This is a genomic window from Pseudophaeobacter sp. (assembly GCF_039971195.1).
Classification (GTDB): Bacteria; Pseudomonadota; Alphaproteobacteria; order Rhodobacterales; family Rhodobacteraceae; genus Pseudophaeobacter.
Genome location: NZ_JBDWPJ010000020.1, coordinates 1 through 12,689 on the forward strand (window position 1 = coordinate 1; position 12,689 = coordinate 12,689).

The window sequence follows — 12,689 nt, forward strand, 5'->3', positions numbered from 1 at the left end:
CTACCGGGAACTTGGCGCCATAGGCCCAGTTCAGACAGTGGGTCAGCACGATATCAGCCAGAGTGAACTCTTCGCCCATCACAAAGGGGCCTTTGATCTGGCTCTCAATCCGGTCCAGGTTGCGGTTGAATTCCCATTTCAGGCTGGGCTTTACCTCGGCCACCCGCTGCTCCTTTGGCAGCGCAAAGCTGTGCCGGGCAGCGGTCCATAGGGTTGCGTCCAGCTCGTCAAGGAACCGCTGGGTCATGGCATCCTGCTGCGCCCGTGCCAATGTGCCGGCGGGGGCGGTAAGACTGCCGTGTTTGTCGGCCAGATAGGTGATGATCGCGGTGGAATCAGTGAGCACCGTATCGCCCTCTAGCAGGGCGGGGACCTTGCCTGTCGCATTGACCGCGAGGATCTCCGGGCTTTGCGGCAGGGCGGGGGTCAGCGCGTAGGGCTGCCCCAGTTCTTCCAATGTCCAAAGCACGCGAAAGCTGCGCGACAGGGGCGTGCCAACAACGGTATACATGATCTATCCTCCCAGATGTTCTTTGCCGCCAAGATGAAGCCTGGGCGCAGGAGGTCAAGACAAGATTACAGGGGAAGCCAAAGGGAGCAGCCAAAGGGCGCTACGTTAGCGGGTGCGGCCCAGCATAGCCAGACGGATCAGAGCCCGCTCCATCAATGCCAGGGCCGGCGCGGTCTGCCCGGCTGAGCGCAGCAGTAGATCAGTATCGGTGAGGATGGTCAGCGCCCGTTGCAACCGGCCCGCCCCCCAGTTCTGTGACTGGCGCAGCACCCTGTCGCGGCGTTTGCCATAAAGCGGCGGGCGCAACCGTCCAATGCCCTGGGCCGGACCGCCGGGGTCGGCTGCAACGGTATAAAGCGTGCGAAAATGCCGGGTGGCGCCAATACAAAGCGTCACCGCATTGGTGCCCTGAGACTGCAAGCGGCTGATCAGCGGGCCGATCTCTGGCGTGCGCCCCTCGGCCACCACATTGAGCACATCATCAAGCGCGGCCTCGGTGGATTGCGGCGCCACGGCCAGAATATCCTCCAGCGAGAGCGGCGCTGTATCACCATGTTTATAGAGCGACAGCTTTTCGATCATCCGCGAGAAATCACCGGGGCCGATGTCATTGGCAATATCCGTCAGCGCCGACATGCTGTCACTTGGCACATCGCGGATCTTGGCCTCGCCCAGAATGCGTTCGATTTCGGCCCGGGAGGGCGGATCATCATAGATGCCGGTGGCATAGGCATTGGAATGGCCCTCAAAGCCCTTGCGCAGTTTTGATGTCGCCTTGAGCTGACTTGCGGTGACCACGATCTGGGCATCTCCGGGTTGCCATTCCTCAAGCGCGGCGAGGATCGCCGGGGCGGCTGTGTCATTTGCCTCTTCGACAAAGACGGCCCGCGCGCCGGGAAAGAAGCCAACGGCCTTTACCGCGTCCAAGAGCTGAGCGGGATCCTTGCGCAGATCGCTGCCGGGCATGCGCGTGAGGCGCATTTCCTCGTCGGCGCCGGGGCCAAGCAGGGCTGCGAGAAATTGTTGCCGCTTCAGCGCCACCCGCATGGCATCAGCGCCATAGATCAGCAATCCGGTCTTGCTCGGGTCCGGCCGCTGGCAATAGGCGTCGGTGTCTCGCGGGGAAAGCTTCATTCGATGGCAGGCGCGGCGGCCACTTCCACCGCGCTTACATCCACAGTGGCCAGCAACCGCTGGGTAATCTGATCCGCAAGGATACGCATCAGCCGCTCATAGGCATCACGCTCACCAGACAGGGTTTCCACCGTGGATCCGGTGGCGGAATAGCCGGTGAAATTGGTCTCGCTGCCGCTGGAAACCACGGTACCATCGGATTGCCGGGTCAGGCTGTAGCCAGCCGCACCAATGATCGAATAGCGGGTGATCGAGTTATCGGCGGTGATCGCCTGTCCTTCGGATCTGGTCGCAAGGGTCAGATCCAGAGCGAAATCGCCGCTGCTGGTGCGTCCCAGACGCTGCTCCAGATCCCGCACCAGAAAATAGGCGTTGGAATCACCTCTGGAACTCGGCTGGTCTGGTACTGCGATGACGACATTGCCATAAAGCGCAGACCCACTGCCGCCCGGCGCATGCACCGGGGAGAAGCCACAGGCGCCGGCCACCAAAGAGGCGGCCAGTGCCAGGATCAGCAGGGGCAGTTTAAGCAACGACATTGACGATACGACCGGGCACCACGATCACCTTTTTCGGAGCGCCACCATTCAGCGCCTTTTGCACAGCTTCGTGTGCCAGAGCAATCTTTTCAACCTCTGCCTTGTCGAGATCAGCCGCCACGGTGATTTCGCCACGGCGTTTGCCATTGATCTGGATCGGCAGGGTAACAGAGGCCTCGACCAGCATCTCCTCATCTGCAACCGGCCAGGGGGCTGTGGTGATCAGGCCCTCACCGCCCTGATGGGCCCAGATGTCTTCGGCCAGATGCGGCACCATCGGCGACATAAGCTGCGCCAGCACCATGATGGCCTGTTTCTGCGCCGCCTGTCCGGCTTTGGATTTGGCCAGGGTATTGGTGAAACCGTAGAGGCGCGCAATCGAAGCGTTAAAACCAAAGCTTTCAACGCCCAGGGTCACATCGCGGATGGTCTTATGCATCTCGCGCAGTAGATCCTCGTCGCCCTGACCCGCGGCTCCGGGCTCCATCTCACCGATCTTGTCGCAGAGATTCCAGACCCGGTTGAGGTGCTTATAGGCGGCCTCGGCACCGGAGGCCGTCCATTCCACATCCCGTTCGGGGGGCGAATCAGACAGCACAAACCAGCGCGCAGTATCGGCACCATAGGCCGAAATGATGGCAAGTGGATCCACCACGTTGTTCTTGGATTTTGACATCTTGGCCGATGGGATCACCTTGATCTTCTCGCCGGTCTCCTTGACGTAGACGCCGCCATCCCGGTCTTCGACCTCGTTGGGATAATGGTAGATCGAGCGGCCGTTCTCATCCTTGCGTTCGGCGTTCTCATAGATCGCGTGGGTCACCATGCCCTGGGTGAACAGCGCGTCAAAGGGTTCCTTGGCGCTTTCGGGCAGATGGCCGCAGATCTGCATCGCGCGGGAGAAGAACCGCGCATAGAGCAGGTGCAGAATCGCGTGTTCGACGCCGCCGATGTACTGGTCGACATTCATCCAATAGGCGGCATCCTCCAGATTGGTTGGGGTCGCGGCCTTGGGGGCGGTAAAGCGCGAGAAATACCAGCTGGAATCAACAAAGGTATCCATAGTGTCGGTTTCGCGCTGGGCAGGCTTGCCACAGGCGGGGCAGGCGCAGTTGCGCCAGCTGGGGTGACGATCCAGCGGGTTACCGGGCACCGAGAAATCAATCGCCTTGCCGTCTTCGTCATAGGGCAGCGCGATGGGCAGGTTCTCTTTCTTCTCCGGCACCACGCCACAGTCTGGGCAGTGGACCACAGGGATCGGGCAACCCCAATAGCGTTGACGCGACAGGCCCCAGTCCCGCAGGCGGTATTTGGTGACGCCCTGGCCCCAGCCGGCCTTCTCGGCAAAATCAACGGTTGCATTGATCGCCTCTTCGCCGGTGGCCTCGGTGAGGCCGGCAAAATGATCAACCCAGCGGACTTTTTCCGATTTCATCGGCACCAGAGCGTCGTTTTCTACCGGCGCCACGTCATCTGGCATGAAAAAGGCATTGAGTACTGGCAGATCGTATTTGCGGCAGAAGTCGAGATCGCGCTGGTCATGGGCGGGGCAAGCAAAGATGGCGCCGGTACCGTAGTCCATCAGGATGAAATTGGCGATCCAGACCGGCAGTTCCCAATCGGGATTCAGCGGGTGTTTGACCCGGATGCCGGTGTCATAGCCCAGTTTTTCGGCGGTCTCGATGGCCTCTTCGGTGGTGCCACCCTTGCGGCACTCGGCCACAAACTCAGCCACTTCGGCTGATTCTGCTTCCAGCTCTTTGGCAATCGGGTGATCCGGTGAAATCCCCACAAAGGAGGCGCCATTCAGCGTATCTGGCCGGGTGGTATAGACCTCGATCGCCTCGCCGCCATCGCTGCGTTCAAAGGCAAACTGAAGCCCGCGGGATTTGCCGATCCAGTTTTCCTGCATCAGCCGCACCTTGGCGGGCCAGTTCTCCAGCGTGTCCAGCGCCGAGAGCAGTTCTTCGGAATAGTCTGAGATCTTGAAGAACCACTGGGTCAGCTCGCGCCGTTCCACCAGCGCACCCGAGCGCCAGCCGCGCCCACCTTCGACCTGTTCATTGGCCAGAACGGTCATATCTACCGGATCCCAGTTCACCACGGCGTTTTTGCGGTAGACCAGATCGTTTTCCAGGAAGTCCAGGAACAGAGCCTGCTGCTGGCCATAATAGTCTTCGTCGCAGGTGGCAAATTCGCGCGACCAGTCCAGCGAGAGGCCAAGCGGCTTCATCTGGTCTTTCATCGCTTCGATATTTGCGTAGGTCCAGTCCTTGGGGTGGCCGCCGCTGGCCATGGCCGCGTTTTCTGCAGGCATGCCAAAGGCATCCCAGCCCATGGGGTGCAGCACATTGTGGCCAGTGGACATCTTGTAGCGTGCCACCACGTCGCCCATGGTGTAGTTGCGCACATGGCCCATGTGCAGCTTGCCCGAGGGGTAGGGGAACATCTCGAGCACATAGTATTTCTCTTTGCCAGGCTCGCGCTTGGCTTCAAAAATACCGGCCTCAGTCCAGGCCTTTTGCCATTTTTCTTCGATTTTGGTGGCAGCGTAGCGCGACATCACGAGAGGTCCTTTAAGAATGAAAACGCCGGGTGGTGACCCGGCGCCTGTATTACTGTTGTTTTGATCTCTGTGCCAGAGCTTCGTCGCGCGGGTCTCAGAGGTTCTTGTCGGCGATGCGCAGCTGGCGCGCCCGCGACAGAATCGCGTCTTCGACAGCGCGGGTGGTCGAGGCGCTCACAGGACGCCCACCTTTGGTTTGCAGCGACACGTTCAAAGAGCGCGCATCCAGGGCCGGGTCCTTGATATGGACGGTGGCGCGGTAGGAACGACCACTGCCCGGAGGGGTGCCATATCCGGTGACAATGACACCAGTGAAGGGATCAACAGATTGTACGGGCAGGAATTCCAAGACATCCAGGCTGGCATTCCACAGATAGCGGTTCACCTGAACCTTTTGATCCGGCGTGCCGCCAAACAGGTCAAAAAACGACGATGTGGTGCTTTGAGCCGCATCAATATCATTGTTGAACTCTTGAGGCGCGGTGCCGCTAGGGCCGCTCTTTGAGCGCCCTCCACAGGCCGCCAAACCAAAGCACAAAACCCCGATGAGGGTCGTCTTTACAATCTTATGCAGTGTCATCGTCGCTCCTGGCGCCAGTCTCGTGCCGCACTCCTATCGTATCGGCGGGCAGCGGAGCAAGGGGTTTAGCGATTGCTGGCGGTATCCAGCGAATCGAAGTGGCTTACAGTTATATATAGGCCACAACACATTGCGAGGGTTTGGACTATGGCCCAGACGACAGGGGGCTTCACAATGGGTCGGCCATCGCTCAGGCGGAATTCGTTAACAAAGCAGCAGGATTCAGCGTGAGTCTTTTGGGGTGCACAGCAAGACTGTGGCAAAGCTGCACCATCCCAAAGAGCAATGCTGGCTGGCAGATGGGCTGCTCTTGCCAAAACGGGGGTGAAAAAGCGAAACCCCTTGTCATACCCACGCCGGATTCCCCGGTTTGGGCATCAGAATTAAACCCGAGGGAAAAATCGATGAAAAAGGTTCTCTTCGCGACTACCGCGCTGATCGCCACTGCTTCCGTAGCAGCTGCTGACGTCCGTCTGTCCGGTTATGGCCGTTTTGGTCTGGACTACAACGCCGCAAACAAAACCGTTGTTGGCCGTTCCGAAACCAACATCACCAGCCGTCTGCGTCTGCAGTTCGACATGTCTGCTGAAACAGACGGTGGCGTAGGCTTCAACGCTCGCTTCCGCGCCCAGGCTGAAAGCCGTGACGGCACAGCCGGCACCGCAGTATTCAACGGCGCACGCTTTGGCGTGACCTATGGCGGCCTGGCCGTCAACGTTGGCAACATCATCGGCGCGATGGAAAATGCTCCTGGCATGTATGTAACTGGCGCACGTTCCGCCGGTACAGGCATCGACGGCATGGGCTTCCAGTCCCTGACAGTTCGTGGTGCTGACACAACAACAGGCACCCTCGGCACATTCATCTGGGATGCATATTCTTCCGCAGGCACAGGTACCAACGGTATCGAAGCTCTGTACTCGGCTGGTGGTTTCACTGGTCACGTGTCCTACAGCCAGCGTAATGGCGGCACAGTTGCTGGTACAGCCGGTGGCGAAGCCCGCACAGCAGTCATGCTGACATACTCCTTCTCTGACTACTATGTGACTGGTGCATACCAGTCCGCAAGCAACACCACCGCCATCACTACTTCGGGCGGTACCGTTCTGGACGCCAACGATGGTGCTTTCTTCCTGGCAGCCGGCGGTAACTGGGGCAACTTCGGCGCGAAACTCGCCTATGGTTCCACAGATGTTGCTGACTCGGTTACTCTCGAAGGTAACATGGACATCGGCGCGGCTTCCAACCTGATCGTTTGGGTTAACTCCACTGACGTTGATGCTGCCCTGCTGGCAGACACCACCGTTTCCGGCACCACCACTCGTGGCGCAAACGCTGCTGAAGCTGACGGTACTTCCTTCGGCATCAACTACCAGTACGACCTGGGTGGCGGCGCGACTTTTGTTGCTGGTTACGTGAACTCCGCAGCCTCGACAAACGACGACTCGTTCCAGGCTGGTGTATACTTCAGCTTCTAAGCTGAACTACGCTTAGCGTGAATTGGGGGCGGGCTCTTAACAGAGCTCGCCCTTTTTCTTTGCCTCGTAACATTTGCTGCCAGACAGTGTTGTTCTGGCGTCAAAACCCGGAGAGAGCCAAATGTCGCTGCAAGAAATTAGATCGCGTATTCAGACCGCTGAGTTGGCCGCGGGACGCGCCACAGGATCGACGATATTGATCGCCGTGTCCAAGGTGCAGCCAAATCAACGGGTTGCCTCTGTGCTGGATGAGGGTCAGCGGTGTTTTGGCGAGAATCGCGTGCAGGAGGCCATGGGCAAATGGCCCGATTTTGCTCAACAATATGACGGGCTGGATCTGCATCTGATTGGGCCCCTGCAAAGCAACAAGACCCGCCAGGCGATGGAGCTGTTCAACTGCATCCATACGCTGGACCGCCCCAAACTGGCCAAGGCGATTGCCCGCCTGGCACAGGAGCTGGGCAAATGCCCGGATCTATTCATTCAGGTCAATACAGGGGAAGAGCCACAAAAGGCCGGGATCCTTCCAGCTGAGACGGATGATTTTGTTGCCGAGTGCCGGGCGCTTGATCTGCCGGTGCAGGGGGTGATGTGCATCCCCCCGGTCTCAGAAGACGCCTCGGCGCATTTTACTCAGCTTGCAGAACTGGCGGCGCGCAATGGTCTGAGCGGGCTCTCCATGGGGATGAGCAGCGATTTTGAGCAGGCGATTGCTCATGGTGCGACCCATGTGCGGGTTGGCTCTGCCATTTTTGGCGCCCGGGCCTATGCGGAGACCTGATTGGCACTAGGCCAGATTTGGCACAATCACCCGGCTGCCAGGGACAACTCGGCCTGCGAGCCAGTGCAGGTCAGCGCGGTTAAAGGCAATGCAGCCTTCGGTTGGGTAACCAGGGCGACGCCATTGGTGGATAAAGATGGCAGAGCCTTTGCCGGGCTCTGCATTTGGCCAGTTCCAGTCCAGTATCAATACCAGATCATAAAGCGGATCAGCCCGGCGCAGGCACTCATGGCTATAGTGATAGGGTGCTGTGACTTGGGTGTTGTAACGGCTGTCGCGCTGGTCATCCGACCATAGATCACCGGGGCCAATGGCCTGGGCCCAAGGCGCGGGTCTGGTCATGCGATCGGGACGGTAGAGCATCCCGGCGATGCGATGCACCCCAATGGGCGTGGCCCCGTCGCCCTCGCGCTTGGCTTCAGAAAGTCCCCCCTTGCCGATGGAACAAGGCAGCAAGCGGCCAAGAAACCTCAGCCCCTGTTTGGTCAGCACCAGATCGCCAGGCCCTTGGGCGGGCACCCTCACAACATATGTCCTGATTTTGCGGCCTTGGTGGCCAGGTACTGGGCGTTAAAGGCGTTTTCCCCCACCTTCAGCGCCACCCGTTCGGCGACCTTGATGCCGGTTTTTTCCATCATCGCGATCTTGTTGGGGTTATTGGTCATCAGCCGCACCTGAGAGAATCCCAACTCCTTGAGGATGACAGAGCCGAGGCGAAAATCCCGTTCATCGTCTTCAAAGCCCAGGCGGTGATTGGCTTCGACGGTGTCAAACCCTTGGTCCTGCAGGGAATAGGCGCGCATCTTATTGGCAAGGCCAATGCCGCGCCCCTCTTGGTTGAGGTAGAGCAAAATACCGTTGCCCTCGGTCCCCATCTGCGCCAGTGCTGCATTCAGCTGCGGGCCACAGTCACATTTGAGCGATCCCAGCACATCACCGGTGAAACAGGCCGAATGCAGCCGGGCCAGTACCGGCTGGCTGCGGTCGGGACGGCCAATTTCGACGGCATAGTGCTCCTCGGCACCATCTTCGGGGCGGAAAATATGCAGTCGGCCTGCCTCGGCGGCCTGCATGGGCAGGCGGGCGGCGGCAACCGCATGCAGCGGCGAGCTTTGGCTCATCAGTGGCTCGGCCGCGGCCTGCGGCACTAGGGTGAGCCCATGGCTGGCAGCAAACCGAACGCCACTTTCCAGTGGCACCAGCAGGGCTGCGGGCAGCAGCCGGGCGGATTTGACCAGGGCAATGGCCAACCTGTGGAGCGCTGCAGAGCCATCGCGGGCGCTGGTCAGCGGGCCTTTCATGGGAGAATTCAAGTCATCCGCCGGGTCCGCCAGAGCCTGAATCCAGTTCAGCGTGGCGGATTCTGGCAGGCAGATACGGGCGGTATCGCCGTCATAGGCACGGGCCTTCAGGGTCTCGGCCCGGCGCGCGGTCAGGGCCAGGGTGACATCTCCGAGCTTCTGCAGCTCTTGCAGCCTCTCCTGGGTCAGGCTTTCGGCGGCGATGGCGAGGGCCGCCTGGCTGCCTTTGATGAGCACAACAGGCAGCCCCATGCGCAGATCCACCCGCGCGCGGGCCAGCAGTTCGATCGTGGTTGGCATCAGGCTCATGCGCGCATCTCGTGGTTCGTGACAGTATAACGGGGTATTCCTAGGCTCAATTTCTACAGAAGTGAAACAAATCCTGCGCTACAGACACGTCGGCGTGAGGGTTTTGCAGCATATCTTGTCGTTTGCGCGCAGGAGGCGCATCTGTCAGTCACGGAAACAGGAGCGCAGAGGCAGGAGACTAGAGATATGGCACAACTGAAGAAAATTCTACTGGTAGATGATGATGAAGACCTGCGCGAGGCCCTGAGCGAGCAGCTGGTGATGACCGAGGACTTTGATGTTTTTGAGGCCGACAGCGGCCAAAGTGCCATGGAACGAGCCAAGGAAGCGCTCTATGATCTGGTGATCCTGGATGTGGGCCTGCCCGATACCGACGGGCGCGAGCTTTGCCGCTTGATGCGAAAACAGGGCGTCAAGGCGCCGATCCTGATGCTGACAGGCCATGACAGCGATTCCGATACCATTCTGGGTCTGGATGCCGGCGCCAATGACTATGTCTCCAAACCTTTCAAATTCCCGGTGCTTCTGGCGCGCATCCGCGCCCAGCTGCGCCAGCACGAACAGTCAGAAGACGCGGTCTTTGTGCTAGGGCCCTATACTTTCAAACCGGCGATGAAGATGCTGATGACCGAGGATGATCGCAAGATCCGCCTCACCGAGAAAGAGACCAATATCCTGAAGTTCCTCTATCGCTCCACCGATGGTGTGGTGGCGCGGGATGTGCTGCTGCACGAGGTCTGGGGCTATAATGCCGGGGTGACAACCCATACGTTGGAAACGCATATCTACCGTCTGCGTCAGAAGATTGAGCCCGATCCCTCCAATGCGCGCATTCTGGTGACGGAATCTGGTGGATATCGTCTGATAAATTAGCGTTTCGTTAACTTGATGTAAATCAATGACGCATTTACTGGTCATGTTTAGAAATGTTCACATCCCGCGCATATCCGGGTCATGATATGCACCTCCCTGTTGGACTAGGCCGGGCAAAGTCGCCCGGCCCTTTTTTTGCCCTAGCGTTGCAGCAGGCGCAGGCGGCTTTCAAACTCTCCGCGATCAACGTAACAGCCATGCAGATGGCGGAATCCTGTTTGCGGATCAAAGGCATCGCGGCCATGCAGCACGCGGCGATTGTCAAAGACCACCATTTCGCCGCCCTTGAGCTTCAGCGTGACCAGGTAGTCGGCGCTGCGGGTCATGATCATGAATTGGCGATAGGCGCGGTAGTAGCGGGTCATCAGCGAAGGCGCGAGGTCAAAAATATCGGCCAGATGGGCATTAAAGCAGATCTCGATCACCTCGCCTGCTTCGTTAAGATTGATGACCTTCTTGCGGTTGCGAATATCGGTGTCCTGATCGTGAAACCGGAAGGGGATTGAGGTTTCGGCCAGCAGTTCAAAGGCTTCAGGATCCGCGCGGCGCTGATCCTCGGCGATGGCGTAGCCGTCACAAAACAGCGACCCCCCGCCGGTTGCCTCATTGGTGAGGCAATGCAGGAACTGAAAACCCGGTGGCAATTCCTGGTTGGTCAGGTCGGTGTGCAGTGGCAGGGCAATGGGCGTATAGGCCAGATTGTTGGGGTTTGGTTTGGACTGGACCTCAAAGGTCTGGCCAAAGTTGGTTTCGCGCAGAAAGCCAATACGACGGGCCACATCCATGCCGGCCTCGGTGCTGTCGGCCAGCCCTTCAACGATGGAAAACCCAAAGGTCTGGGTTTCAACCAGCCAGTCCTGCAAGGCCGCATTCGAGGCCAGAACCTCACTGGCCTTGGCGCGGGGCACGCCGGCAGCGCCCAGATCCTGACGCCAGGGGAGAAACCCGGTGCGGGCCGGGTCGGTGGCATATTGTCCGGGGCGCCGGGCAGAAAGCCAGTCGAGATCAAAGGCCGTGACGGTGTCTTCGCCCTGCCACCAGATGGTCAGGGTCTTACTGGTGGTCTCGATCTTTTCAGGGGTGATATCCAGCGGGATGGCGGTCAGATCGGTGATCCGCTCTTGGGTCTGGGGATGAAACCCGGCGGGGTCATTGTCGCGCAGCCAGATATAGGGGAAATCAGCGCTGCTGCCATCGGCAAAGGTGAGGTGAACAAGAGCGTCGTCAGAACGCAGGGATGCATTGGCCATGAGGTGGCCTCCATAAAGGCGCATGCGCTTTGGCATGCTTGGACAGGTCTAAAGGGGGGGGATGGCTGAGGGCTCAGCCCAGCAGGACCCGTCCGGGCGGCGGCCACCAGTCATAGGCCTTTTTGTAAGGGTGCCCCGGACGTTGCCCAAGGACGGTACTGAGTGGCAAGTGGCTGGGCCTCTTTGGTTGCGCTTTGGCTGCGAGCTGTTTTGGCACATCTGGGAAATCTGGTGAAAAATGGCAAGAGAATTTCACCTCGAAGGCAGGGCAGGGAGAAAAAAACCGCAACCACTGGTTTTCCACTCTAGAGGTTCCCCTTCTGTTCATGCATGTTCGAGGCAACTCATCTAGGAAGAGAGACGCAGCATGGCCTTTACCCTCGCCACTTGGAACATCAACTCAGTCCGCCTGCGCGAAGGGCTGGTGCAGAAACTGCTGCGCGAGGAAGGCCCGGATGTGCTGTGCCTGCAGGAGTGCAAAAGCCCGGTGGAGCTGATCCCGACAGAAGGTTTTGCCGAGCTGGGCTATCGCCACATGGTGGCCCGTGGCCAGAAGGGCTATAATGGGGTGGCAATCCTGTCGCGGCTGCCTATCGAAGAGGCGGGCTCAAAAGACTTTGCCGAGCTTGGCCATGCCCGCCATATTGCCGGGCGGCTGGAGAATGGGGTGACGGTGCATAATTTCTACGTACCCGCAGGTGGCGACAAGCCTGACCGCGAGGTGAACGAGAAATTTGGCCAGAAGCTGGATTACCTCACTGAAATGCGGGCTTGGTTCAAGGCGGAGCGCCCCGAGAAATCCATTCTGGTCGGAGACCTTAATATTGCCCCGCGCGAAGATGACGTTTGGGATCACAAGAAGATGCTGAAGATCGTCAGCCATACGCCGGTTGAGGTGGATCTGCTGGCAGAGGTGCAGGAGGCCGGGAACTGGGGTGATGTGACCCGCGCGGATATCCCTGAGGGGCTGCTGTACAGCTGGTGGAGCTATCGGGCCAAGGATTGGGATGCCGCCGACAAGGGGCGCCGTCTGGACCATGTCTGGGCCACCGGGGATATCAGCCAGGCGGCCCATTCCAGCCGGGTGCTGCGCGCCGCGCGCGGCTGGGAAAAACCCAGCGATCACGCGCCGGTCTTTGCCACGTTTGATCTTTGAGACGACCTTCGTCTGCACGCAGTCGAGGTGAGTAGCGGCAAGGTTTATGGGGGGCTCCCGCCCGTCGTTTGGGCATCACAGATGCCCGCCTCCCGTTGGGCCCGGCGCCGCGCAAAGGCGCGGCGCGGTTGCGTATGATTGTGATCTGAGCAGCCTGGTGCCTGGCGCGGTGAGAAAAATACACAAGGCAGGGCTCTGGTGAACTCCTCTC

At 59.4% G+C, this 12,689-nt stretch carries 12 protein-coding genes; 4 read left to right on the forward strand and 8 right to left on the reverse strand.

All coding sequences use genetic code 11. The features are described from left to right. The 5 genes from ABJP42_RS01460 to ABJP42_RS01480 all read right to left on the reverse strand — a co-directional run. Window positions 1-511 (reverse strand): glutathione S-transferase family protein (locus tag ABJP42_RS01460; protein ID WP_348338122.1); only part of this gene is annotated, 511 nt, incomplete at its 3' end. Between the two features lie 105 nt (window positions 512-616). Then, on the reverse strand, window positions 617-1,645 hold the full coding sequence (holA, locus tag ABJP42_RS01465; RefSeq protein WP_348338123.1) for a DNA polymerase III subunit delta: 1,029 nt from the start codon (window positions 1,643-1,645) through the stop codon (window positions 617-619). After that, on the reverse strand, window positions 1,642-2,184 hold the full coding sequence (gene lptE / locus ABJP42_RS01470; protein WP_348338124.1) for an LPS assembly lipoprotein LptE: 543 nt from the start codon (window positions 2,182-2,184) through the stop codon (window positions 1,642-1,644). The genes holA and lptE overlap by 4 nt, the downstream gene beginning before the upstream one ends. Further along, window positions 2,171-4,747, reverse strand: a complete 2,577-nt coding sequence (gene leuS, locus ABJP42_RS01475) for a leucine--tRNA ligase (protein ID WP_348338126.1) — start codon at window positions 4,745-4,747, stop codon at window positions 2,171-2,173. Before leuS ends, lptE begins: the two co-directional genes overlap by 14 nt. A 97-nt stretch (window positions 4,748-4,844) precedes the next feature. Continuing rightward, the gene (locus ABJP42_RS01480; protein ID WP_348338127.1) at window positions 4,845-5,330 is read right to left on the reverse strand and encodes a DUF3576 domain-containing protein; all 486 of its coding nucleotides are present in this window, start codon (window positions 5,328-5,330) and stop codon (window positions 4,845-4,847) included. 404 nt (window positions 5,331-5,734) lie between these two features. Here ABJP42_RS01480 and ABJP42_RS01485 point away from each other — a divergent pair, with 404 nt between their 5' ends. Together ABJP42_RS01485 and ABJP42_RS01490 are read left to right on the forward strand one after the other, a co-directional pair. Beyond that, a complete protein-coding gene (locus ABJP42_RS01485) occupies window positions 5,735-6,808 on the forward strand; it encodes a porin (protein ID WP_348338128.1) in 1,074 nt (357 codons plus the stop codon). 121 nt (window positions 6,809-6,929) lie between these two features. Continuing rightward, on the forward strand, window positions 6,930-7,589 hold the full coding sequence (locus ABJP42_RS01490) for a YggS family pyridoxal phosphate-dependent enzyme (RefSeq protein WP_348338129.1): 660 nt from the start codon (window positions 6,930-6,932) through the stop codon (window positions 7,587-7,589). Window positions 7,590-7,595: 6 nt separating this feature from the next. Here the strand turns inward: ABJP42_RS01490 and ABJP42_RS01495 are convergent, their stop codons facing one another. Both ABJP42_RS01495 and ribA read right to left on the reverse strand, forming a co-directional pair. Then, a complete protein-coding gene (locus ABJP42_RS01495; protein ID WP_348338130.1) occupies window positions 7,596-8,114 on the reverse strand; it encodes a L,D-transpeptidase family protein in 519 nt (172 codons plus the stop codon). After that, window positions 8,111-9,199 carry a GTP cyclohydrolase II gene (ribA, locus tag ABJP42_RS01500; RefSeq protein ID WP_348338131.1) on the reverse strand — a complete coding sequence of 363 codons (1,089 nt, stop codon included), beginning with the start codon at window positions 9,197-9,199 and terminating at the stop codon, window positions 8,111-8,113. The genes ABJP42_RS01495 and ribA overlap by 4 nt, the downstream gene beginning before the upstream one ends. Window positions 9,200-9,385: 186 nt before the next feature. On the opposite strand from ribA, the gene ABJP42_RS01505 reads away from it, so the two are divergent. Further along, complete coding sequence (locus ABJP42_RS01505) at window positions 9,386-10,072, forward strand: response regulator transcription factor (RefSeq protein WP_348338132.1); 687 nt, start codon at window positions 9,386-9,388, stop codon at window positions 10,070-10,072. A gap of 140 nt (window positions 10,073-10,212) precedes the next feature. Here the strand turns inward: ABJP42_RS01505 and ABJP42_RS01510 are convergent, their stop codons facing one another. Then, the gene (locus ABJP42_RS01510; RefSeq protein ID WP_348338133.1) at window positions 10,213-11,322 is read right to left on the reverse strand and encodes a TauD/TfdA family dioxygenase; all 1,110 of its coding nucleotides are present in this window, start codon (window positions 11,320-11,322) and stop codon (window positions 10,213-10,215) included. Window positions 11,323-11,689: 367 nt separating this feature from the next. Here ABJP42_RS01510 and ABJP42_RS01515 point away from each other — a divergent pair, with 367 nt between their 5' ends. After that, complete coding sequence (locus ABJP42_RS01515) at window positions 11,690-12,478, forward strand: exodeoxyribonuclease III (protein WP_348338134.1); 789 nt, start codon at window positions 11,690-11,692, stop codon at window positions 12,476-12,478. Window positions 12,479-12,689: the final 211 nt, after the last annotated feature.